This window comes from Ramlibacter sp. AN1133, from assembly GCF_037890035.1.
Taxonomy (GTDB): Bacteria; Pseudomonadota; Gammaproteobacteria; order Burkholderiales; family Burkholderiaceae_C; genus Ramlibacter.
In genome coordinates, this window is record NZ_JBBKTQ010000009.1 from 63,897 (window position 1) to 82,858 (window position 18,962).

Annotated in this window: 19 protein-coding genes; 5 read left to right on the forward strand and 14 right to left on the reverse strand. The window is 67.3% G+C overall.

The genetic code is table 11. The features are described from left to right. Positions 1-14: 14 nt before the first annotated feature. From WG923_RS14315 to WG923_RS14325, 3 genes are all read right to left on the reverse strand, one after another. Positions 15-572, reverse strand: coding sequence for a DotI/IcmL family type IV secretion protein (locus WG923_RS14315; RefSeq protein ID WP_340351657.1), 558 nt, complete (start codon positions 570-572; stop codon positions 15-17). 62 nt (positions 573-634) lie between these two features. Beyond that, positions 635-1,237, reverse strand: coding sequence for a hypothetical protein (locus WG923_RS14320; protein WP_340351658.1), 603 nt, complete (start codon positions 1,235-1,237; stop codon positions 635-637). Between the two features lie 25 nt (positions 1,238-1,262). Continuing rightward, positions 1,263-2,036 carry a hypothetical protein gene (locus tag WG923_RS14325; RefSeq protein ID WP_340351659.1) on the reverse strand — a complete coding sequence of 258 codons (774 nt, stop codon included), beginning with the start codon at positions 2,034-2,036 and terminating at the stop codon, positions 1,263-1,265. Positions 2,037-2,821: 785 nt separating this feature from the next. Here WG923_RS14325 and WG923_RS14330 point away from each other — a divergent pair. Both WG923_RS14330 and WG923_RS14335 read left to right on the forward strand, forming a co-directional pair. Next, complete coding sequence (locus tag WG923_RS14330; RefSeq protein WP_340351660.1) at positions 2,822-5,299, forward strand: DnaB-like helicase C-terminal domain-containing protein; 2,478 nt, start codon at positions 2,822-2,824, stop codon at positions 5,297-5,299. A 79-nt stretch (positions 5,300-5,378) separates the two neighbouring features. Continuing rightward, positions 5,379-5,582: a hypothetical protein gene (locus WG923_RS14335; RefSeq protein WP_340351661.1), complete on the forward strand. Its 204-nt coding sequence runs from the start codon at positions 5,379-5,381 to the stop codon at positions 5,580-5,582. A 26-nt stretch (positions 5,583-5,608) separates the two neighbouring features. Here WG923_RS14335 and WG923_RS14340 read toward each other — a convergent pair whose 3' ends face one another. Next, positions 5,609-7,258, reverse strand: a complete 1,650-nt coding sequence (locus WG923_RS14340) for a hypothetical protein (RefSeq protein ID WP_340351662.1) — start codon at positions 7,256-7,258, stop codon at positions 5,609-5,611. Between the two features lie 162 nt (positions 7,259-7,420). On the opposite strand from WG923_RS14340, the gene WG923_RS14345 reads away from it, so the two are divergent. Further along, positions 7,421-8,185: a hypothetical protein gene (locus tag WG923_RS14345; RefSeq protein ID WP_340351663.1), complete on the forward strand. Its 765-nt coding sequence runs from the start codon at positions 7,421-7,423 to the stop codon at positions 8,183-8,185. Between the two features lie 145 nt (positions 8,186-8,330). After that, the gene (locus WG923_RS14350) at positions 8,331-10,403 is read left to right on the forward strand and encodes a helicase-related protein (RefSeq protein WP_340351664.1); all 2,073 of its coding nucleotides are present in this window, start codon (positions 8,331-8,333) and stop codon (positions 10,401-10,403) included. 239 nt (positions 10,404-10,642) lie between these two features. Here the strand turns inward: WG923_RS14350 and WG923_RS14355 are convergent, their stop codons facing one another. After that, positions 10,643-12,055, reverse strand: coding sequence for a hypothetical protein (locus WG923_RS14355; protein ID WP_340351665.1), 1,413 nt, complete (start codon positions 12,053-12,055; stop codon positions 10,643-10,645). A 134-nt stretch (positions 12,056-12,189) separates the two neighbouring features. Here WG923_RS14355 and WG923_RS14360 point away from each other — a divergent pair, with 134 nt between their 5' ends. Next, the gene (locus tag WG923_RS14360; protein ID WP_340351666.1) at positions 12,190-12,768 is read left to right on the forward strand and encodes a hypothetical protein; all 579 of its coding nucleotides are present in this window, start codon (positions 12,190-12,192) and stop codon (positions 12,766-12,768) included. 42 nt (positions 12,769-12,810) lie between these two features. Here WG923_RS14360 and WG923_RS14365 read toward each other — a convergent pair whose 3' ends face one another. From WG923_RS14365 to WG923_RS14405, 9 genes are all read right to left on the reverse strand, one after another. After that, the gene (locus WG923_RS14365) at positions 12,811-13,230 is read right to left on the reverse strand and encodes a hypothetical protein (protein ID WP_340351667.1); all 420 of its coding nucleotides are present in this window, start codon (positions 13,228-13,230) and stop codon (positions 12,811-12,813) included. Beyond that, a complete protein-coding gene (locus tag WG923_RS14370) occupies positions 13,223-13,750 on the reverse strand; it encodes a hypothetical protein (RefSeq protein WP_340351668.1) in 528 nt (175 codons plus the stop codon). Before WG923_RS14370 ends, WG923_RS14365 begins: the two co-directional genes overlap by 8 nt. A gap of 211 nt (positions 13,751-13,961) precedes the next feature. Beyond that, the gene (locus tag WG923_RS14375; RefSeq protein WP_340351669.1) at positions 13,962-14,564 is read right to left on the reverse strand and encodes a hypothetical protein; all 603 of its coding nucleotides are present in this window, start codon (positions 14,562-14,564) and stop codon (positions 13,962-13,964) included. Positions 14,565-14,758: 194 nt separating this feature from the next. Then, a complete protein-coding gene (locus WG923_RS14380) occupies positions 14,759-15,211 on the reverse strand; it encodes a hypothetical protein (protein WP_340351670.1) in 453 nt (150 codons plus the stop codon). After that, positions 15,204-15,620: a hypothetical protein gene (locus WG923_RS14385; RefSeq protein WP_340351671.1), complete on the reverse strand. Its 417-nt coding sequence runs from the start codon at positions 15,618-15,620 to the stop codon at positions 15,204-15,206. The genes WG923_RS14380 and WG923_RS14385 overlap by 8 nt, the downstream gene beginning before the upstream one ends. Positions 15,621-15,628: 8 nt before the next feature. Then, on the reverse strand, positions 15,629-15,994 hold the full coding sequence (locus tag WG923_RS14390) for a hypothetical protein (protein WP_340351672.1): 366 nt from the start codon (positions 15,992-15,994) through the stop codon (positions 15,629-15,631). Between the two features lie 2 nt (positions 15,995-15,996). Beyond that, positions 15,997-16,602, reverse strand: coding sequence for a hypothetical protein (locus WG923_RS14395; protein ID WP_340351673.1), 606 nt, complete (start codon positions 16,600-16,602; stop codon positions 15,997-15,999). Positions 16,603-16,615: 13 nt separating this feature from the next. After that, positions 16,616-18,073 carry a hypothetical protein gene (locus WG923_RS14400; protein ID WP_340351674.1) on the reverse strand — a complete coding sequence of 486 codons (1,458 nt, stop codon included), beginning with the start codon at positions 18,071-18,073 and terminating at the stop codon, positions 16,616-16,618. Then, positions 18,070-18,789 carry a hypothetical protein gene (locus WG923_RS14405; protein WP_340351675.1) on the reverse strand — a complete coding sequence of 240 codons (720 nt, stop codon included), beginning with the start codon at positions 18,787-18,789 and terminating at the stop codon, positions 18,070-18,072. Before WG923_RS14405 ends, WG923_RS14400 begins: the two co-directional genes overlap by 4 nt. Positions 18,790-18,962: the final 173 nt, after the last annotated feature.

Here is an 18,962-nt window from a genome sequence, read left to right on the forward strand (position 1 = left end):
GAAACCTCCGCCTTTCAGCTCTTGGCGCCACCCGGGCGCATGTTGATCTGGGCCACGCTGATGCCGCGCACCGACTCCTCCAGCGGCACACGCTCGATGACCAGATCCACGACATAGCTGGTCGGGGTCATGCGCTCGCGTGTGCCCTCCCGGTTCAGGGTGATCACGGACTGCACCGCCCAGCTGTAAACCTCGCCACCGCGCTTGAAGGTGCGCACCACCGTGGGGGGCGCAATGGGGGTGATGGACATCACCATGCGCCGCTGCTCCAGGTCTTCCAGCAGGGGCGCCATCGCGCGGGCGAAGCTCTCAGCACCGGAGGCCGTGAAGCACTGGCCCGCTTCTGCCTGCGTGAGGCGGAAGTTCACGAAGTCGTGCGAGAACGCCTGGCGAGTGCACTCGTCGGCGAAGCCGAGCACCCGGGAGTCGCTCACGTAGGGTTTGTCCAGCGGCACGAGCGGGACCACCCGACCCGACTCGGTGATCCCCAGCAGCTGCGGCCGCTTGGCCATGCCCATCACCATGGACACGCCGAGGAGAATGATCAGCACCACGATGGTGATGGACTGCATGACGCAGATGCGCACGAGCCGCGGCAGGGCTTCGGCCTTGATTTGAGGGAGTTCTTCGGGGCTCAATGGAGTGGTCCGTAGCGTTGGGCCCGGGAGGGCAAGGGTGCGGCCGACTGGTCCTCGGAGGAGTCCGCGGGCCGCGGAGATGGGGCCGCCAGGCGAGCGGTGGGCTGGTGGGCAATGCGCTCCGACGGCAGTTCGCGTTTGCTGGTCAGGCTCATGAGCGGCTGCTTGGGCAGCTCGCCGCGGATGTTCACGGCCACCATGGCCTGGTTGAAGCACGCGGCGAAGCGCTCTCGCATCGCCTTGACGGCGAAGCTCTCGGTCGGGGCGGGCCACTGCTCGCACACGTTGAGCCATCCGCCCATGTGCTGGATGGCGCTCACCAGCACCGGATCGGAGATCGGCGGTTGCTGGTAAGGGCCGCACTGCGTCACCAGGCGCTCCACCGACGCATACGCGGTGTCGGGGTCCGCGGCCAGCCCGAGCATCTTGGCGGCCTCGCTGGGCTTGGGCGTGAAGCCGGAGCCGGTGAAGACGTGCTGCTGCAGGTAGGCCTTGAACTGCTCCGGCGGCACCGCGCACATGATGGTCTTCCAGGCTTCCGCCTCGAACTGGGTCATCTCGTGGCGCGTCATGCCCATGACCTCGGACAGGGCGAGCATGGATTCCTCGGGGGGGACACGTCCTTCAGCCACCGCGTCCTCCCCTGAGCATCTGCATGTTGTGATCCACCGCCTGCTCACCACGGTTTGCAGAGCCATACGCGGAGCCGCCATAACGCTGCGAGCGAGACAGAGCCCCGTTCGGAGGCGCCAACGGCACCACCGCCGTCTGGCGGCTCGGCAGAAAACGCTTGTTCTCCTTGAGGCAGAAGTTGTGGAACCCGGCCTCCCAGTTGCTCATCTTCTCGGAGTCCTTGCGTGCCCAGGTGACGAACTTCTCCAGGATCCAGTCCTGGTCCTCGGAAGTCTCGAAGCCGTGGGCCTTCAGCCAGAGGCGCCGCTCGTCGGTGAGCATGAAGTCCTTTGGCAGCAAGCGTCGCCCCTTCGTGCGTGCTTCCACCGTCGGCGCCGTGAGTTCGAACTCCTCGGGCGCCTGGGGCATTGCCGCAGCCTGTGCCTGCAGGTCTGACAGCACCTCGCCGAACTTGGCTGCCACCTTCTCGCACAGGGCACTCATGGCGATGTGAAAGAAGCGGCCGTCCCGCAGCTCCCAGCCTTCCAGCAGGTCATCGAAGTGCTCTCCCACCTGCGTATCGCTCAAGTCGCACAGCGATCCGATGCGCTGGAAGTCCGCCGGGATCGACCCCGCGGGCGTCGCGCGCCAGGCGTGGATCAGAAGCTTGGGCACGGCGCGCACCAGCTTTGGATCTCCAGCCAGGAAGGCCCGGTTCTCCAACAGCCAGGCGGGATCGAACGGAACGAGGGCCAAGCCCTGCATGGACACGGGGGAAGCGGTCATTCGTTCAGCTTAGCTTCTTGCGATCCGATTTTCACGCGATACCGTTTGCGGCTGTACATCTTTGCGGATAGTCTGCGCCCTCTTGTTTGGCGCTGCCGAGTGATTCCATTATATTTCGTGTCATTAGTCAACTACAGACCGCAATGAAAATTCTTGCACGCGCGCCGAGCCTCACCGGACACGTCGAGGGGGTGAGCCCGTTGGACGGCACCATCCAGCTTGCCGGGCTGCGGATCCACATGGAACACGGCGCCGTCGTCGGCGTAGGGGACTTCGTGGAGGTGGACGCCGCACTGGGTACGGATCGCCAGTGGAGCGGCCGAATCAAGTCCCACTTCGTCCAGATCGGATCGGGCCGAGCGGGCGCGCTTGCTGCCACATTGCTCGGCGCCGAGGGTGGCGCGGTCGCCACACCGCCGGCAGCGGAGGACGAGTCCGATTCCCGGCCCCCTGCAGCCGCGGCGCGACCTGCCGCAGACGCCTCGCTGCCCGGCGGCGGAGCCCCCACAGAGACGGGCGCGGCCGGAACGGCTGCCAGCGCGGACCAAGGCTCGTCGGGCGCCGCAGGGCCGGCGGCACCGGGCCCCGCTCCGGGCGCGGTCCATTCGTCCGGTCCTGCCGGTGGAGGTCAGCCTGCCCTCAGCCGCGGCGCACGCTATGGCGCTGGTGCGGCGCGGGCCGCCAGCCGCCCGGGCGCCTCCGGCGCAGCTTCTGCAGCGCATGACCGTCCGCGCTTCACGCCCAACTCCGCGGACGAGAAGGTGCAGTATTAGGCGCGCCGAACCATGACCACCGAAGCCGTCGTCAACTCGGCCCCCGGCGCGAGCTCCGCCGCTGCGCCCACATCCTCCGGCGTCGCCGCCGCGGCGACCCAGTATTCCGACACGAGCGAGCGCATCCTGCTTGCCTGCGTGCTGCGGCAGTCCAACACCCCCCTGGTCAGCCGCCTGCTGGCGTTGCTGTCGAACGACGACTTCTACCTGGACCAGCACAAGGTGCTCTGGTCAAGCGTGCGCACGCTCAACGACAACAGCCTGCCGCATGACCCTTCCGCAGTGCTTGACTACTGCACCAGCCGCAACTTGTTTGCGGGCGGCGTGGAGTACATCGTCGCTCTCTGCAACGACACCCTGGCATGCAATGCGGACGATGCTGCGACCGAGGCTGCCGCCAAGCGGGTGAAGAGCCAGTCGCTCCTGAGGCGATACGCCGCGGTGCTGCGCCAAGGACTGGCCATGTGCGAGTCGGGCGGAGACGCACTGCAGCTCATGGGCGTGGTGGAAGACGACATTCGCAATATCCGCAAGATGTCCGAGAGCCACCGTAGCGGCCCCGAGCACATCAAAGGCGCGATCTCCAGCGTGCTGGACACCCTGCAGCGCAGGATGGACGGCGAGGTCGTTGGTTCGTCTGTTCCCACGGGCCACGAGGACTTCGACCGCCTCACGGACGGCTTGCAGGATGGCGACCTGATCGTCCTGGCGGCGCGACCGTCCATGGGGAAGGCGCAGCCGTTGGATGCGAAGGTAAAGACCCTCACCGGGTGGAAGCGCATGGGAGAGGTCGAAGTGGGCGATCGGCTCGCGTCCGTCGACGGGGCTCCCTCGCAGGTGACGGGAGTCTTTCCCCAAGGGGAGCGCCAGGTGTTTCGGCTCACCCTGTCTGACGGCCGTTCCGCCGAGTGCTGCGCAGAACACCTCTGGCAAGTCCACTACCGCGAGTGGGCAGCGCCGCGAGTGCTCAGCACCGCTGCAGTGATGAGGATGCTGGCCCGACAGCGGTACCGCCGACGCCTTTGGATCACGGCGCACACCGGTGCATTTGGCCACACCGACCCACTTCCCGTCGACCCATGGGTTCTGGGGGCACTGCTCGGGGACGGGGATCTGTGCGGAGAAACCCTCCGCTTTTCGAACGTGGCCGAGGATGTCCTGCAGAACATGCGCACGCGCGTACCCGAAGGGGTGCATCTGGTCTACGCCGGCGGATGCGACTACCGTCTGAGCAACGTAGCGCCTACAAGGAAAGGCCATCAAGGGATGGTCCCCAACCCTCTGCGCGCGCAGATCGAGAGACTCGGACTCTACCGAGTGGGTAGCTCGGCGAAGTTTATTCCAGCCGTCTATCTCGAAGCATGTCGCGAGGCGCGCCTGGAATTGCTTCGCGGGTTGCTGGACACGGATGGATGGGTGGAGACTTGGGGCTCAATTCGCTTCAGCACCTGCAGCGAGCAGTTAGCGCGCGATGTCGCGACCCTCGTCAGGTCGCTGGGCGGCTGGTGCTCGATCAACCACAAGCAGCCGCATTTCACCAGCACCCAGGGGGAGCGACGCGTGCCCGGCCTACCAGCCTTCGTGTGCAACATCGCCCACCCTGAGCCGAGGTCACTGTTTGCGATGTCCGAAAAGCTGGCAAGGGCCCCGGCGGAACGCGAGCGCAACAAGCACGCAGTCATCGTGTCGGTGGAACCCACCCGCACGGCGCCATGCCAGTGCATCGCAGTGAGCCACCCGTCGCATCTGTACGTCACCGACGACTACGTCGTGACGCACAACACCGCTGCCGCGATGGACGTCGCGGCGAACATCGCCGACCGCATGGGCACGAGCCAGGAGCGCAAGGTGCTGATCTTCAGCACCGAAATGCTCAAGGAAGCTCTCGCGCGGCGCGCCCTCGCCCGCGCGGGCCGGGTGGACCTGAGCAAGCTGCGCAGCGGCGAGCTGAGCGGCGAGGACATCAGCCGGATCGCCGAAGCCGCGGGCCTGCTCGAGGCAAGCGGCATCTACATCGACGACACGCCGGGGCTGAGCCTGCCGGAGATTCGGGCCCGCGCCCGGGCGTTCGTGGCCGAGCACGGCAAGTGCGTCATCATCGTGGACTACCTGCAGAACGTGAAGGCTCCCGACGGTGTGGACCAGCGCGTGCACGTCGGCCAGGTCTCCAACGGCCTCAAGCTCCTGGCCCGTGAGCTGGGGGTGCCCGTGGTGGCCCTGTCCCAGCTCAGTCGCGGGCTGGAGCAGCGGGCGAACAAGCGCCCCGTGATGAGCGACTTGCGCGAGTCAGGCCAGATCGAGCAGGACGCCGATGTGATCATGTTCCTGTACCGCGACGAGGTCTACAACCCGGACACGAAGGAGCCCGGCATCTGCGAGTGGATCGTGGCCAAGCAGCGCGACGGCGCCATCGGCATCGTGAAGCTCGGGTTCGAGAAGACCATTGGCCGGTTCTACGACATGGGCGCTGGGTCAGGCGGCCACGAGTAGCAGCAGGAGTCAAACCTGGGGTCGCAGCGGGGGAGAGAGGCCGGGTATGCTGGCGGACTTAACCCCGAAAAGGACCGCCATGGCAACGATGACACTCAAGGGTCTACCCACCGAGGAGGACCTCGACCAGCAAGACGTCAGTGTGGAAGGATTTCTCGAGGAGTGGCATCAGCTGCAACAAGGCAGCGGCGGCCTGAGTGTTCCGGTCGAGGACCTGGGCGATCGAGTACGTCTCGGGGAATACGTACTGGTGAAGCAGCCCTGGTTCGAGGTCTCCGCGTGACAGGCGAGTGAGCCTCGCCGTCGGTGCTAGGCCGCCTGCCGCCAGCGCTGCACGCCGTCCTCCCGATGCGCGCGCTCGCCGTTAAGCAGCGCCTTGAAGACGTCCTCCGAGGTCGTGCACTGCTCCTGCTGGATGGTGCGGTTGAACCACGCCACCAGGTCGCAGAACAGCACACGGACCTCCTCGAAGAAGCCACGGGCGGGGCTCTGGCCCATGTCGAGCGTGCCGCGAGCCCAGAGCGCGAAGCCGTGGGCCGCTGCCTCCTCCGCGCTGGCGAGGCACTGCGCGCTCGCATCCTTCTCGCCCCGCTCCACCAGGGTGTCGTAGGTGCGCCGGTTCAGCTCCGAGCCCGGGACGAACTCGCGCAGCACGACATGACGCTCGCTCTCGATGAACAGGTTCCGCATCGCGTAGTGGAAGCACTCGTGATCGAGAACGAATTCCGGATCCTCCGCGTTCAGGGCGATCTGCATCACGCGGTTGACGAGCCGCCCCGGCACGGCGCGGCCGGTCGCAATGTCGTAGAGGCGGTCAACCAGCATCACATGCTTGACTGAGCCGAGCATGTGCTTGGCCCGCGCGAAGAACGCAGCTCGCCTGTCGTCCGTGAAGACGTGCGGCTCGTGGCGCACGCTCGTCAGGGAGTACATCGGCTGCGTGCCGCGTAGCTGCTCGCGCACCGAATCGGTCATCTCGAAACACGGCACGTCGGCGCACACGGTGTCGCCGAGGCGCAGGTTGGCGATCGCCGTCTTCCCGTTGCCCTTGGCGATCGCCTTGTCCACGATGCTGCGCACGACCTTCAGGTAGAAGTCGTCGAGGTTGTCCTCCTGGACCTGCTTGCCGCCGTTGCGCATCGAGCCGCGGATCCAGGCCACCTTCTTGACTTGCGGGATCATCGCCGCGCGCTGCAGCATGCGCCGCACCACCAGGCCCGCCCAGAGCTTCGTGTCCGTGACGAAGGGGCCCCTGGGAATGGTCTTCCAGTCGTTGATGCGCCCGCGCTGGCCCCAGTCGCTCTGGACTTCCTCGATCAGGTAGGTGTCGCCCCAGACCAACTCGCGGCCATGGGCAAGCAGGTTCTTGCCGTGGCGCCCCGCGCTTTCGGTGAAGTGCGGAGCCTTGTACTCCCACGCCTTGGGCAAATCCGTGAGCAGCTGCCGACGCTCCTTCTCCAACTGCAACACGGCCTCCGGGTTGCTGGAGAGCCGCTCCAGGTCGAAGTTGAACTGGTCCATCTCCCACTCGATCGCCTCCAGCCGGTCCTGGATGTTCGCCTTCTGGTCGTTGGCGATGAACAGGACCTCCGCGTACCGCGCCGTGCGGTCGTTGCGAACCAGCCCCATGTGCGACCAGCTCTCGTACCGCGGGTTGCCGAGGGTGACCTCCTTGAGCGTCACCTGGCGTTCCTTCACCCGGGTGATCAGATCCTCCCGGGTCACCGGCCGCTTCTCCCCCAGCAGCGGGTCCTCCAGCCACTTCACGAGCTCGCAGTCGTCCACCTCCGCCTGTTTTGCGGCGCCCTTGCTCACGAGGGATTTCACCGTGGCGACCCACTGGATGGCGGGCGCCTTCTGCAGCTTGGCGGGCAGATCCTCCAGGGCCTTGACGAGGCCTCCGCTCAAGTGCTGCCACGCCGGCGGGCGGTTGAGGTAAAGAACGACGTCTTCCGCCATAATTCGAATCTCCGGCTGTGTATTTCTACAAAGTCTAGCAATTCAGCATCGGAAAGAACAATGGGGCGTGCGAGTGCGCTGGCTGGAGGGAGCTGGCAGGCGAACCTGTTTGCCCACGCTCGCGCCCGCTGGTAGATTGAAACGCGGCAGAAGGCACATGCAATGACGAACGGCGAGGTGAGTACGGGTTGGGAGATGGGCACCAGCGACATGACCGGTGCGCTCGGTATGGCTACCTCGGCGCAGTTCGAGCAGCAGCCCTGCCAGCCGGTGGCCGGCGGGCAGCCCGCCTCCGAGAGCGCCGGCAGCTCGCCGCCGGCAGATCGCCAGGCTCCGGCAGCAACGGCGCCTGGCGTCCAACCCTCCCCCTTCCAGGCCGATCTCGGTCCGACTTCGACCGCCACTGCGCAGGCCGGCACCGAGCCTGACTCGGAACCTGCGGCGGCCGGCCCGGCAGCCAGCGGCAACGCGCTCGCCGGTGACGCGCCCGACAGCACCGCACGGGACGATGCGGAAGCTGCGCCGGGCCATGAACGCCACCGCACCAGTGTGCGCCTGCGCACGCCCGTTCGCGACAAGAGCCTGGCTCTGGGCAGCGGCAACGTCACCGAAGGAATCCACATCGCGGTGGAGCAGCAGATCGCGCTCGGGCGCCCCCTGGACCTCGCAGCCCTCGGCGATGTCTTTCACGCTTCAGCCGCCGGCGACACGCTCGCCGAGCAGATCGAGCTCGCCCTGGTCGGCCGCGTCGGTCTGGCAGGCGGCGCGTTGGGCATGCTTTCCAAGAAGCTCGGCCCGACCCTGACCGAATTCGCTCTCGAACTGGGCGAGGGCGACCTGCTGCGCGGCATCGCCCGCACGGTCAAGAGCTGCAAGGTCATCGGCCCCGTGGCCGCCAAGCGCCTGAGCAATGGGCCTGCGGATTAGCGCTCCGCCGGCTCCGCCCGCGCGCACTGGAGCGACGGCGCCTGGCGGGCGACCGCCGGCGCTGCCGCGCGGCGGCGTCACCGTCGCTCGCTCCAATCCGAAGCCGCCCACGGCCAAGCCGGCGCCCAGAAAGCCGCGTGACCCGTTGAGGGCTTTGGGACTGCAGGATCCGCGACACGCGCTGCTGTGCGCGCCGGCCACCTACGTCGACTGCCGCACCGCGCACGACACGGTGGGCTATCACCTCCTCGACCAGCCTGGCCAGTTGTTCCGCCTCTGCTTCACCGGGCGCATGCGCGGCTTCGACGGCGGCAAGAGGCTGGTGTTCGAGGTGCCAAGCGACGCGTTCCCGCACCCGGCGGCCATTCCGCGCAACCTGCAGTTCAAGACGCGCCGCACCCAGCTGGAGATGACGGATGCGCGCGGCGAGCTGGTGCAGCTGTCCATGTTCACCGGCCCCGCCCCGTGGCTGGACGTGCAAGCCGGCCAGCAGGTGTTGGTGACCGGGCAACTGCGCAAGTTCGGCCGAGACCTCACGGTGTCACTGGAGCTGCGTGTTCCCGACGTGGCGCATGACGGGATCTGGACCCGGTATGCCGGCATCCCGGGAAAGATTGCCGGAGAGCGCGTGCAGCTGCTGGTCGCCCAGGCGAGCCTGGACGCCAGCGCGGCGAGACACTGCGCTGCGCTGGCCATGGGGGCTACCGGACTGCGCGAGCAGAACCTGATGCAGGCCTGTGCGAGCGCAAGCGGGACCGTATTTCCCACCTTCTCGGAGCTGCTGCGCGCCTTGCACAAGCCCACCAGCGTCGGCGAAGGCCACGCCGCGCTGGAGTGCGCGCGACGCATAAGTGCCTTGGCGGTGCAGTCCGCGGCGCTCCGGCATCACCGCCGCCCTGCTCACCCATCGGCGCCGCTGCCGGTCGACCCGGAAGAGATCCAGCGCGTTGCGGCGGGCCTGCCGCATCCCCTCACGGGCGGCCAGCGCGAGGTGGTCCACAAGATCGCGCACCGCCTCACCGAGCCCGTGCCCCTGTCCGGGCTGCTCTCCGGCGATGTGGGTACCGGCAAGACGCTCGCCTTCCTGGTGCCCGCGATCGCGGCGCACCTCGCTGGCGCGCGCGTGGCCATCATCTCCCCGATGAAGCTGCTGGCGGACCAGATCGCTCGCGAGGCGCTGGACAAGTTCGGCGCTTTCGTGAGTAACGTGGAGCGCATCGAGGCTGGCGACCGCATCAACGATCCACAGGCCATCCTCGTGGGCACCACCGGGCTCGTGAGCGCGGCCCGCAAGGCCGGCTACGTCCCACAGTTCCTCATCTGCGACGAGCAGCACAAGCAAAGCACCAGCACGCGCGAGGCCTTGGTCGGCCCCGGCACGCACGTGCTCGAGGTCTCAGCCACGCCCGTCCCGCGAAGCTTGGCGGCGACGCTCTACGAAGGCATGGAGATCCTGAACCTGCGCGAATGTCCGGTGCAAAAGACCATCCACTCGCACCTGATCGACCTGGAAACGCGCGGCCAGTCGGTCGCCGCCATCCGACAGGCTCTTGCCCGCGGCGAACGCGCCGCCATGATCTACCCGCGCGTGACGACCGACGAGGAAGACACCCAGTCGGTGGAGAAGGCCTTCCAGGTGATGGAGGCCGCCTTCCCCGGCCAGGTCGTGATGTTGCATGGGCAGATGGGCGACGACGAGATCAAGCGCAGCATCGACACCTTCCGCAGCGGCGCCAGGCGCCTGGTGGTCGCTTCGACGGTGCTGGAGATCGGCATCGACATTCCGAGCGTGTCCGTGATGGTGGTGCGCGATGCGGACTGCTTCGGCATCTCGCAGCTGCACCAGCTGCGCGGCCGGTTGGTGCGCAACGGCGGCGAAGGCGACTTCTTCATGTACGTCGATGACCTGTCCGCGCTGCAGCCGGAGACGCTGGAACGCCTGCGCGCCGTGAAGCGCACCAGCGACGGCTACGAGCTCGCGGAGATCGACCTGGTGCAGCGTGGCTTCGGCGACGTCGACGGGGAGGCGCAGACCGGCGAGTCGCAGACGCTGTTCCGCCTGATCCGCTTGCGCGTTCAGGACTTCATGAAGCGCAAGCTGTCGCCCGCGCAGGTGGAGGCTGCGGTGGCAGCCGCGCCGGCGCGGGCTCCCACACGCACGCTTGCGCAGGAGACCGCCGTTCCCACGCCGCAGCCCGTGCAGCAGCGCCTGCTGTAGGAGCTGCTGCACGGGACTACGGGCAGCCGCAGCGAGAGCGGCTTATGCCCTCATCTCGCCTACTTCTTCGGCGGATTGTTGCCGCGGCCTTCCCCGGACTTGTGACCGGGAACCTTGCTGGGTGCGTTTTCGAGGGTTGCGTTCATGACTTTGCTCCTGGTCCCGGAAAATGGGGCGAGCTGCGCCGGCCCGGGACCAACGCCCGCGCAACTCGTGTGATCAGGGGAGGGTAGAGAGCTCTACCCGGTTTGCCAGAGGTCCGGGCGCGGTGCCCCGGTCGCGACCTGCGCCTGCGCCTGACCCTGCAGCGCTTGTGCCCGGACCAGTTGCTCTGCCAACAGCTTCGCGGTCGCTTCAAGGCTGCTGTGCCGCCATGGCGCGGGAATCAGTTTGTCCTGTTCGACTTCAACGAGACGAATTGCGAAGGCTGGGATGTCGCGGCGCGAACGATCGCGGTAAGTCCCACCGGTCAGGTCCAGCGTAATTGCGATGCCTGATTCGCCCGGGTGCACACGCCAGTGCTGCAAGGGCCAATCCGCGAGGTGCGGACTCAGAGCATCGAACAGTTCGAGCCGCACGATCCTCAGCACCTCAGCATGGGTGAAAGCGCCGTCGGCGAATCTCTGCGCGTGGTCTTCGCTCAGCTCGGCGAGCGCGCCCTGGTGCAGCGAAACCTGCTCCGGTTCCGCGCCGCCGATGCGCCGCTCGATCAACAAGCGAAGCTGGCGAATATCCTTGGGGTGGCGCACACCTTGCCACGTCACGAATTCGGCCTGGGAATAGGCCCAGCGTGGCAACTGCAGGTCGATCCAAGAGCGGTCCCGCCATGTGGGGTTCTGCCACTGGATCCCGCGGACAGTGGGCAAGCATCTCACCACGCTGATCACGAGCCGCATCCTGCCGCTCATCACCCACCGCGCGCTCGTGATCTCGATTCGCAACCACGGGAGGTCCTCCGTGAACGTGATCGCAGCTTCGTCGCCCGCGAGCCGCAGGAGTTCCGCGCCCTCCTCCTTCACGATCTCAATCGCCGATTGCAGCCCGGTGGTGATGCGCGACGTCCGGTTGAGGCCCGAGACCACCATCCAGTGGCCCAGCTGAACCCCAGCGCTTTGGAGGTCTTGCTGCGACCATCCGGTGATCCGCGAAAGGCGATTGAGCTCGCCCTGATCTTGCGCGAGTTGCGCCTCCTCGATCTCGTGCGCAAGGTCGCCGGCAAGCCACTCCACCCGATCGCCCACGCCTTCGCGCTGGAGCTGGTGGAGCCGGGCCTGGAGGGCGGGGTTTGCGCCTTTGGCCAGCTGGTCGCGCAACTGCGCCTCGACACGCTGCGCCAAGCTTGGTCCGTCGTCCGGTGTGTCACCCTGGAGCACGGCCAGCGTAGTTCTGAACAACTGCGCCAGTGCAACAGCGCGCTTTCGGGAGGTCTTTCCGGTGCTTTCGATGCGCTGGTACGTCGTGAGCTGCGCCTTGTCCGACGTCGGCGACCAGCTGGGGTTCACCAGGCGGTGCAGTCCGGTTGCTGCCCGTTCCTGAGTCAGATCAGCCTCTTCGCGCAAGCCCTTGACCCGGTCAGGAGCAAGCTGGATGCCGTCGGCACGCCCGCGCTTGGAGGATCTTCTCGTGCTGGTGGTGGGCGTCGGTGCAGGCATGGAGGAATCGTCCTCCAAAGACTTTACGCGGTATAGCCCGATATTTACAGCATAAATTGTCAGACGGCGTGGAAGTGTTGCCTTACGGCATTCAACGGCACACAATAACGCCTACACCAACGTAGGAGCCTCTCATGACCAGTCCCGCCGTTAATGACATGCCCAGCAGCACCATCACTATTAGCGTCAACGCCTCTTTCCAGCTTTCCGTGACCGACGCACCGGCCACCCTGGCCAAGCTGCTGGCCCTCTTCCCTCAGCCCGGTGTGGCGGCCGTCGAGCAGCAGCTTCCCGGCCTCGCCAAGGCTGGCGCCGTCCTCAAGAGTATCGCTGAAGCGAACGGGAAGTTGATGCGCGAAGGCACGGTTCCCGACCGCGGCTGGGGCGGCGTCAAGGACATCCACGGCGCGATCAACAAGCTGCCTGGCGAGACGCGCCGCGTGGTCCTCAAGGCGATCGAAAACGGCGGCCAGATCTCCCGCGCCGAGGTCTATGAGGTGCTCGGGCGGCCTGCGGACCAATCCCTCAAGGGCTTCACCAAGCCGGTGAACCGGCTCATGGAGCAGCTGCAGGAGCAACAGGAACTGGAGGAGGACGCCGAGGCTCTCCTCACCCCTGTGTACGACAGCACCAGCAGGACCTACCAGAAGGCCCAGGGCTTCACCGTGCCGCTGCAGGTCGTGAAGATGCTCAGGGACCGCGCGGCCAGCTGATCTGCAAAGGAGCCGGGACGGGGTCGCTGTCCCGGCCGAAATTCACGCGCCCATTCGCTCCCGTCGCCCCGCGGTCGTCGAGTCGCCCGGCTGGTCGCAGCATTCCGCCAGGTGCTGGGTGGGCATGGAGAGCGTGAGCAGCTCACGTAGCCCCGTGCGGTGCTGCGCCGGCGCATACGCGAAGGTGGGCCGCGCATCTTCGAAGTAGCCGTCGGTTGCCGGCCGGCCGGGCCTCACCACGATCGCGCCTTCGGGAAGCATCTCGACCAGCGTCTGCAAGTCGCCATGCTCCAGCGCCAGGCCCAGTGGTCGCACCTTGCCTTCCAGCTCGCCGTACGCCTCCCACTTCCTGAAGCGCAACACGAGTTGGCTGCCGTCGCACAGCGCCTGGAGCACCTGCCGATGCCGCGCGTTCACCGCGCGAAGGTCCTCGACCATCTGGTCCACGGATTTCTCAGCCACCACGATCTCCTCGCTCCTGCGGAGCACTCTCTTCCGATTCCTCTCCGGCGTCGACGTTGGGGTCGTCCCAGTCCCCGATGCCGAAGTCCTCGATGCTGGTGTGCACCGGCACGCCCCGCGCTTCCAGGGCCGACATGAACTTGTCCTGGTCCGGCTCGCCCGCGCCACCGAGGCCCGCCGTGACCTCCTCGGATGCGGCGAGCACCGCGGCGCGCGCTTCTTCCATCGAGCAGTCGGGGGGCACGATCACCAAGAAGCTCTCCAGGTGCTCCGAGGTCGTGTTCACCATTCGCAAGGACTGCATCACCGGGCGCGTGGCGACCTGCTTCATCCGCTTCACCAGGAGTTCCAGCGGGCGGCCATCCACGACCGTGAGCCCGTCGCTGCATCCCTCATCGGACGAGCTGTTGCTCAGCTGCTCCAGCAGCCGCCGCAGCTCCCCAAGATCGGATCCGCGCACGACCACCAGCTCCTCGGGGCCGGGCACTTGCACTTTCGCGTCCATCGTTTCCTCCTTCATGAACTACCTCTCATCCAGCCGGCCGGCCGCCGCTTGCGGGCTCACGCCAACCTCCGCTCGCAGGGATGCCTCGAATCCAGGGGCGGCCTGATCACTCGCGCGTCGCCCTGCATCGCCGCGAAGAACCTGTGCTGGCTGGCCGTCAAGCTCGCGTCCTCACCGCTGGCGTTCACCCTGACGAACGACAGGCACGACTGCGTGACGGGCTGGTTCATGCCTGCCGCGGCGCCGCGGTTACCCGTTCCACGTCCAGCGCAGATTCCGCCTGGTGCAGCGCCCATTCCCAGTAGCCCAGGTCGCTGTCACCGCGCTGCGCGTCCAGGACCCAGACTTCGCGCGGGTAGCGCTCCTTCACCAGCGATCGCGCGACTTCGGGATCTGCGATGAATTCGCCCTCGGTGATCTCGGCGATGTAGAGCGCCATCTGGTTCTCGTCGGCCGTGCGCTCGTAGGCGACCGGTGCATCGCGCAGGCATGCGAGTTCGAGCGCCAGGTTCGGCTGGTACTGCTTGAGCAACCCCATGAGCGCGCCCATGACTTCGGCGGGCGCATCGCGCCACTCGGAGCTTGTCCAGTAGGCGAGCTCGGCACCGCCCCGGACCGATCGATCCACCACGCGCACGTAGTCGCACTCGCTCGGGTAGGCCGGCACCTTCATGGAGATGTCCCCCGGCAGCTCGATCACCGTCTCGTCGCCATAGGTCGCGTCGCCGGCGCCGCGGGCGTGAGCAAGGGAGGCGTCGCTCCAGCCGCGCCGCGCCGCCAGCGCGGCCCAGCCCTCTCGTCGGTGGGCGCCGGCTGCGGCCTCTCGCACCCGAAGTGCAGCGCCTCGGAGAGCTCGTCGACTCCCTCCTCGTCCAACGAGATCTCGCTGTCACCGGCGGTGGCCAGGTGGTGCTCCCGGTCCGTGCGGTTGGAAGGGTCGCCTTTGCCCTCCTCGTTCCAGAAGTGCAGCGCTGCAAGGAGCGTCGCGCGAGCGGAACCGTCAATTCTCAGCATGGTGACTTCCTAGAATTGGCCGCCAGGCCGGAACGATCGATCCCTTCGCACGTCGCCTCCCTCGTGGAGCTGGGCAGCCGGCCGCGAAGCCGCTTTGGGGTTGGCGTGCGCGTAGCCGCGCAACACTTCGAAGATCTCGTTGCTGGCGAACGAGCGCGCGCCGTCCCACACCAGCAACCGGTGGCCCGTGAAGTGCGCCACCTGGCCCTCCAGGTTCAGGGCGTTGACGCCGCGCTTGGGGCCGCGCAGCCCCTGGGCCACCTCCACGTGGTACTGGCCGCCAGTGACGCGCGAGGCCCTAAGCTGAACGAATCGCCCGTCTCCGTCCTCGCGTTTGAGGATGATCTGCTGCGGATCGGCCAGCTCCGATGTGCTCCAGCCGTAGCGCGCCGCGTAGGCATGCAGGTGTCGCAGGTGTCTCAGGAAGGAGTCCGGCGCCGCGGCAGGGGCGCGGTCAGCCACCGCACCGCTCCCGCGCAGGCTGCTCGCCGTTGGACTCGCTGCGCCGTCTGGCGAACTCCAGCACCTCGCTGGGTACCTCCGCGGTGTCCCCGAACCGGTCCAGCACCACGCTGCGCATGGCTGCATCCATCGCGTTGATCCCGAAGGCGGACGTTCGTGCTTTCGGCTGATCGTCCACCCAGGCTTCGAAGGCGGGCTCGTCGTTGTAGGTGACCGGGCACAGGTGCAGGCGGAAGCGTTCGACGGTTGCCTGAAGGTCCGGTTTCAGCGGCCCCATCCGGTCGGGCCCGCCGATGTAACCGATGCTGCCGTCGTCGTAGCGGTAGATGGGGTCGTCTCGGCCGAGCACCCGGGAAAACGCCCACAGGAGAGCGATGCCCTCCAGCTTCGCGGTGTCGATGGCGGTCATGGGCTGGTTCATCCTCTTTGCCTTCCATAGCGTTCGGCCCGGCTGCCCGGAGCAGGCCGGGGCTGCTGCGCCCGGAGAGCCAGGCGTTGCAGATATTCCTTCTGCCCGTCGGAGAGCGACAGCAGATCGCCACCAGCGCGCTTCGTGTACCTGCCCGGGCGATCCGCGCGCAGCTGCATGGACGCCACGAAGCGCCGCTCGTCAGGGGTGAGCACTGGCAGGAGGGTTTCGGCCTTGCGCACCTGCTCGGTGAGCGTGTCGATCTGGGCCTGCGTCTGGCGCTCGTAGGAGGCCTCCACTTCCTCGCGCGCCTGGGCGGCCTGCTCCGGCGTGCGCGTGCGCATCTCTTCCAGCAGCTTGTTGAAGTCCACCATGCTCAGGCTCGCTCCCGCTCGGCGGCCGGCCGCTCGCGCTCCGCCTCCGTATGGGCGTGGCCGATACGGGTCGTGCCCGTGTAGATCCACCGCGTCATCTGGGCGTCGGGGGAGTCGCCGCCGTAGAAGCGCGAGAGCCGGAACGCTTGCGTGGGCTCGTCCTTGTAGAGGTCGATGTCGGAATCCAGGCATTTCTGGTGGATGTAGACCTGCTCGCCGCATCCGTCGTCCAGCGGGACCCCTCGAAGCGACTCCAGCCCGAAGTTGATGATCGCGGTGCGCAGCGCCATCCCGGGGCGCGGCTGCGTGGCGGGCTCGGTCTGGATGCGCGCGACCACGGAGTAGGTGGAGCAGCCATCGGTCACTTCGAATGGCTCGCGGCAGGTCGACGTGGGACCGCGCACCACGAAGACCGGCTGGTTCAGCCCGTTGCCGGAAAAGAAGTTCGCGGTCTCGCGCCCGAAGGCGATCGCCGCGTTCTGGTCCTTGAAGCCGCGCGACACCCAGCCGACCGCGCGGTAGGTGTTCGGCGTGGCCGCCGGCGTGATGTAGATCCCCCGGTCCTCCTGCTTTTCCAGCACATGCGGGTTCGAACTCATGGCGTGCATGGGGCATGCTCCTTTATGCGTATTGGCGCTCGCGCTGGGCCTGGCGTAGCACCTGGTTTTCGGGGAAGCGCTCCGCGAACATGCGCACGATGCGCGTGGCCACATCGGTGCCGGCTTCGCGAAAGGCGCCGGCGGCGATCTCGTAGCAGTCGCCGTCGCTTTCCTGGAAGAAGTCCCGAAACTCGGCCGCCCTGGCAGCCTTCTGGTGGACCCACGACGTCGATGTGATCGCCACCAGCCGGCCGTCCGGCTTCAGGAACCGCGCGGCGTGCATCACGTGCTCCACGTCGGCCAGCCGCGAGAACGGGGGGTTCATCAGCACCCGGTCGAATTTCGGCATCTGCCCGGGTTCCAGCGTCAGGAAGTCCTGCATGCCCACGTGGTGGAAGCCCTGCGCGGTGAGAAAGCCCGCGTTCTTCGGCAGCAGTTCCACACACGCGACGTTCTCCTTGCCGACGATCTTCGCCGCGGCCAGCGCCAGGGCACCGCGCCCAGCGCTGGGCTCCAGCACCGTCATGCCCTCCTCCAGGTCTGCCAACTCGATGACGCGCCGCACGAGCGGCTCGGGCGTCCAGAAGAAACCGAAGTCCTGCGGCCGCACGAAGCTGCCCGTGGCCACAGCCACCTCCAGGATGGGACCGGACTCCTCCGCGAACTGGAATCCCTGGACCTTGCCGCCCTTCCACTTGCCACCCAGCGCCGTCAGCACCTTGTTCAGACGCTCGTAGAGCTCGCGCGGGAGTTGCCGCGGCGGCAGACGGACCACGTTCTCCTCCGCCCGGCAGAGGCCCAGCACCTCGAGCACGTCGGCGTCGATGCGGCGCGTCGCGAGGTCCGGCGCCGCCCGCTCCACGACCGGCGAAGCAGCTGCGGCTAAGCCGCCGGCCAGCCGACCCTCGTCCGGCACAGGGGACGCTCGCGGCGCTCCCTGCGGGTCGCTTTCGGTGTCGAGATCGGGGAAGAATTCCGCGGTGACCTCGCACCAGTCCACCATCCGCAGGTCAACCTTCGTTTGCCTCGCCTCCCGCCTGGCGGCAGGTTCGAGCAGTTGCTGCGCCTTCTGCGGGTCGTACCCCACTTTCGCCATGTGCTGTGCGAGCGTGCTGTCGTTGGACAGCGCCACGGCGATCGAGTACGTCTCGTCGTTCACATAGCTGTGGCCCATCTGGGCGACTGCGCGGTATCGTCCTGGTGCTTCGTGCAGCACCGTCAGGTCGTCACGGAGGTCGGCCGGAGCCCCGTTGGCGGCGTCCAGACGCCGGGTAGCGGCTGCGACGGCCGCCTGCAAGCGCCCCGCGGCGACACGCCCGGGCCCGGGTGCTTGCGCCACGCGGCGCTGGACGAGACGCTCGTACGCGTCGCGCAGCGCCTCGGCCCGGGTCGTGCCCGTGCCCATGGCCAGCGGCCCGGCCTTCTGCCCCGGCAGGGCGAAAACATAGGTGCGCCAGGCGTTGCTGGAGGGCGTGTTCACGGACGGTTCCTTTCGCGGATTGGCTGCGCCTCGGGAGCACGCAGCGAAGTGGTCAGGCCTTGTTCGTTGGCGTAGGCCAGCAAAGGCTCCAGCCATTCCGACTCGCTAGGCCGGGGACGGCCCGGCGTGGCCAAGAAGCCGCTGTCGATCGCGTCGCGGACGTCGTCGTCCCAGAGGCTCAGGACGTCGCGGTCGAGGACCTCGTCACGAAGCCCAAGCTGCGCGCGATCGCGCTCGAACCACGCGCTGGCCGTGTACCGGTCCTTCTCCAGGCGCGCCAGGAAGTCCTGCCAGGAGGATTCGGTGCCGGCCGTGTATCGGTCCATCACCGCACAGAGCGCGGCGAACACGTTCGGGCCAGCCTCGTCTCCGCGCTTGGTCAGGTGCCGGCGAATGTGGGTCAGGTCCTGCGCGTCGAGGCTGGTGATCCCGCCCAGCGCGGCCTCCCAGGGCAACTGCTTTCCCTCCCGCTGCATCTCGCGCGCCGCCTGCGACGTAACCCGCAGTTCCTGGCGCGCGCGCAGGGTTCCCGCTACGTCGACAGCCGAAGCCAGGTAGCTGAAGTCGGCCCCGACGAGAGCACCCTTCTCCAGCCCGATGCAGGCCAGCACCGGAGCGCGCCATCCCATGCGCGCCAAGGCTGCTGGGTCCGTGAGGTCCCACAGGACCAGGACGCTACGATTGAGCTGGCGAGGAAGGATCGGATCGGGGACCATCGCTTTTCTTTGGTTTGCGCTGATGTATTCTTGCAAACCGTTGAGCGAAAAGCCAATGGTTGGCCGAAGCAGCGGCGCGGCCGCCCACTCCCCCTGATTTGGGCGTCTGCGATTGGACTTAGCTACGCACCGCATAAGACGCGGCAGCGTAAGACTCAAACAGGCATATCAAC

What these genes read in the sequence shown, in the direction of transcription:
- WG923_RS14355 (WP_340351665.1), bottom strand. Translation starts at nt 12,055, where the DNA reads ATGCCTGCACCGACGCCCACCACCAGCACGAGAAGATCCTCCAAGCGC.
- WG923_RS14360 (WP_340351666.1), top strand. Translation starts at nt 12,190, where the DNA reads ATGACCAGTCCCGCCGTTAATGACATGCCCAGCAGCACCATCACTATT.
- WG923_RS14325 (WP_340351659.1), bottom strand. Translation starts at nt 2,036, where the DNA reads ATGACCGCTTCCCCCGTGTCCATGCAGGGCTTGGCCCTCGTTCCGTTC.
- WG923_RS14370 (WP_340351668.1), bottom strand. Translation starts at nt 13,750, where the DNA reads ATGAAGGAGGAAACGATGGACGCGAAAGTGCAAGTGCCCGGCCCCGAG.
- WG923_RS14320 (WP_340351658.1), bottom strand. Translation starts at nt 1,237, where the DNA reads ATGCTCGCCCTGTCCGAGGTCATGGGCATGACGCGCCACGAGATGACC.
- WG923_RS14335 (WP_340351661.1), top strand. Translation starts at nt 5,379, where the DNA reads ATGGCAACGATGACACTCAAGGGTCTACCCACCGAGGAGGACCTCGAC.
- WG923_RS14390 (WP_340351672.1), bottom strand. Translation starts at nt 15,994, where the DNA reads ATGGTGGACTTCAACAAGCTGCTGGAAGAGATGCGCACGCGCACGCCG.
- WG923_RS14395 (WP_340351673.1), bottom strand. Translation starts at nt 16,602, where the DNA reads ATGCACGCCATGAGTTCGAACCCGCATGTGCTGGAAAAGCAGGAGGAC.
- WG923_RS14330 (WP_340351660.1), top strand. Translation starts at nt 2,822, where the DNA reads ATGACCACCGAAGCCGTCGTCAACTCGGCCCCCGGCGCGAGCTCCGCC.
- WG923_RS14340 (WP_340351662.1), bottom strand. Translation starts at nt 7,258, where the DNA reads ATGGCGGAAGACGTCGTTCTTTACCTCAACCGCCCGCCGGCGTGGCAG.
- WG923_RS14385 (WP_340351671.1), bottom strand. Translation starts at nt 15,620, where the DNA reads ATGACCGCCATCGACACCGCGAAGCTGGAGGGCATCGCTCTCCTGTGG.
- WG923_RS14345 (WP_340351663.1), top strand. Translation starts at nt 7,421, where the DNA reads ATGACGAACGGCGAGGTGAGTACGGGTTGGGAGATGGGCACCAGCGAC.
- WG923_RS14405 (WP_340351675.1), bottom strand. Translation starts at nt 18,789, where the DNA reads ATGGTCCCCGATCCGATCCTTCCTCGCCAGCTCAATCGTAGCGTCCTG.
- WG923_RS14315 (WP_340351657.1), bottom strand. Translation starts at nt 572, where the DNA reads ATGCAGTCCATCACCATCGTGGTGCTGATCATTCTCCTCGGCGTGTCC.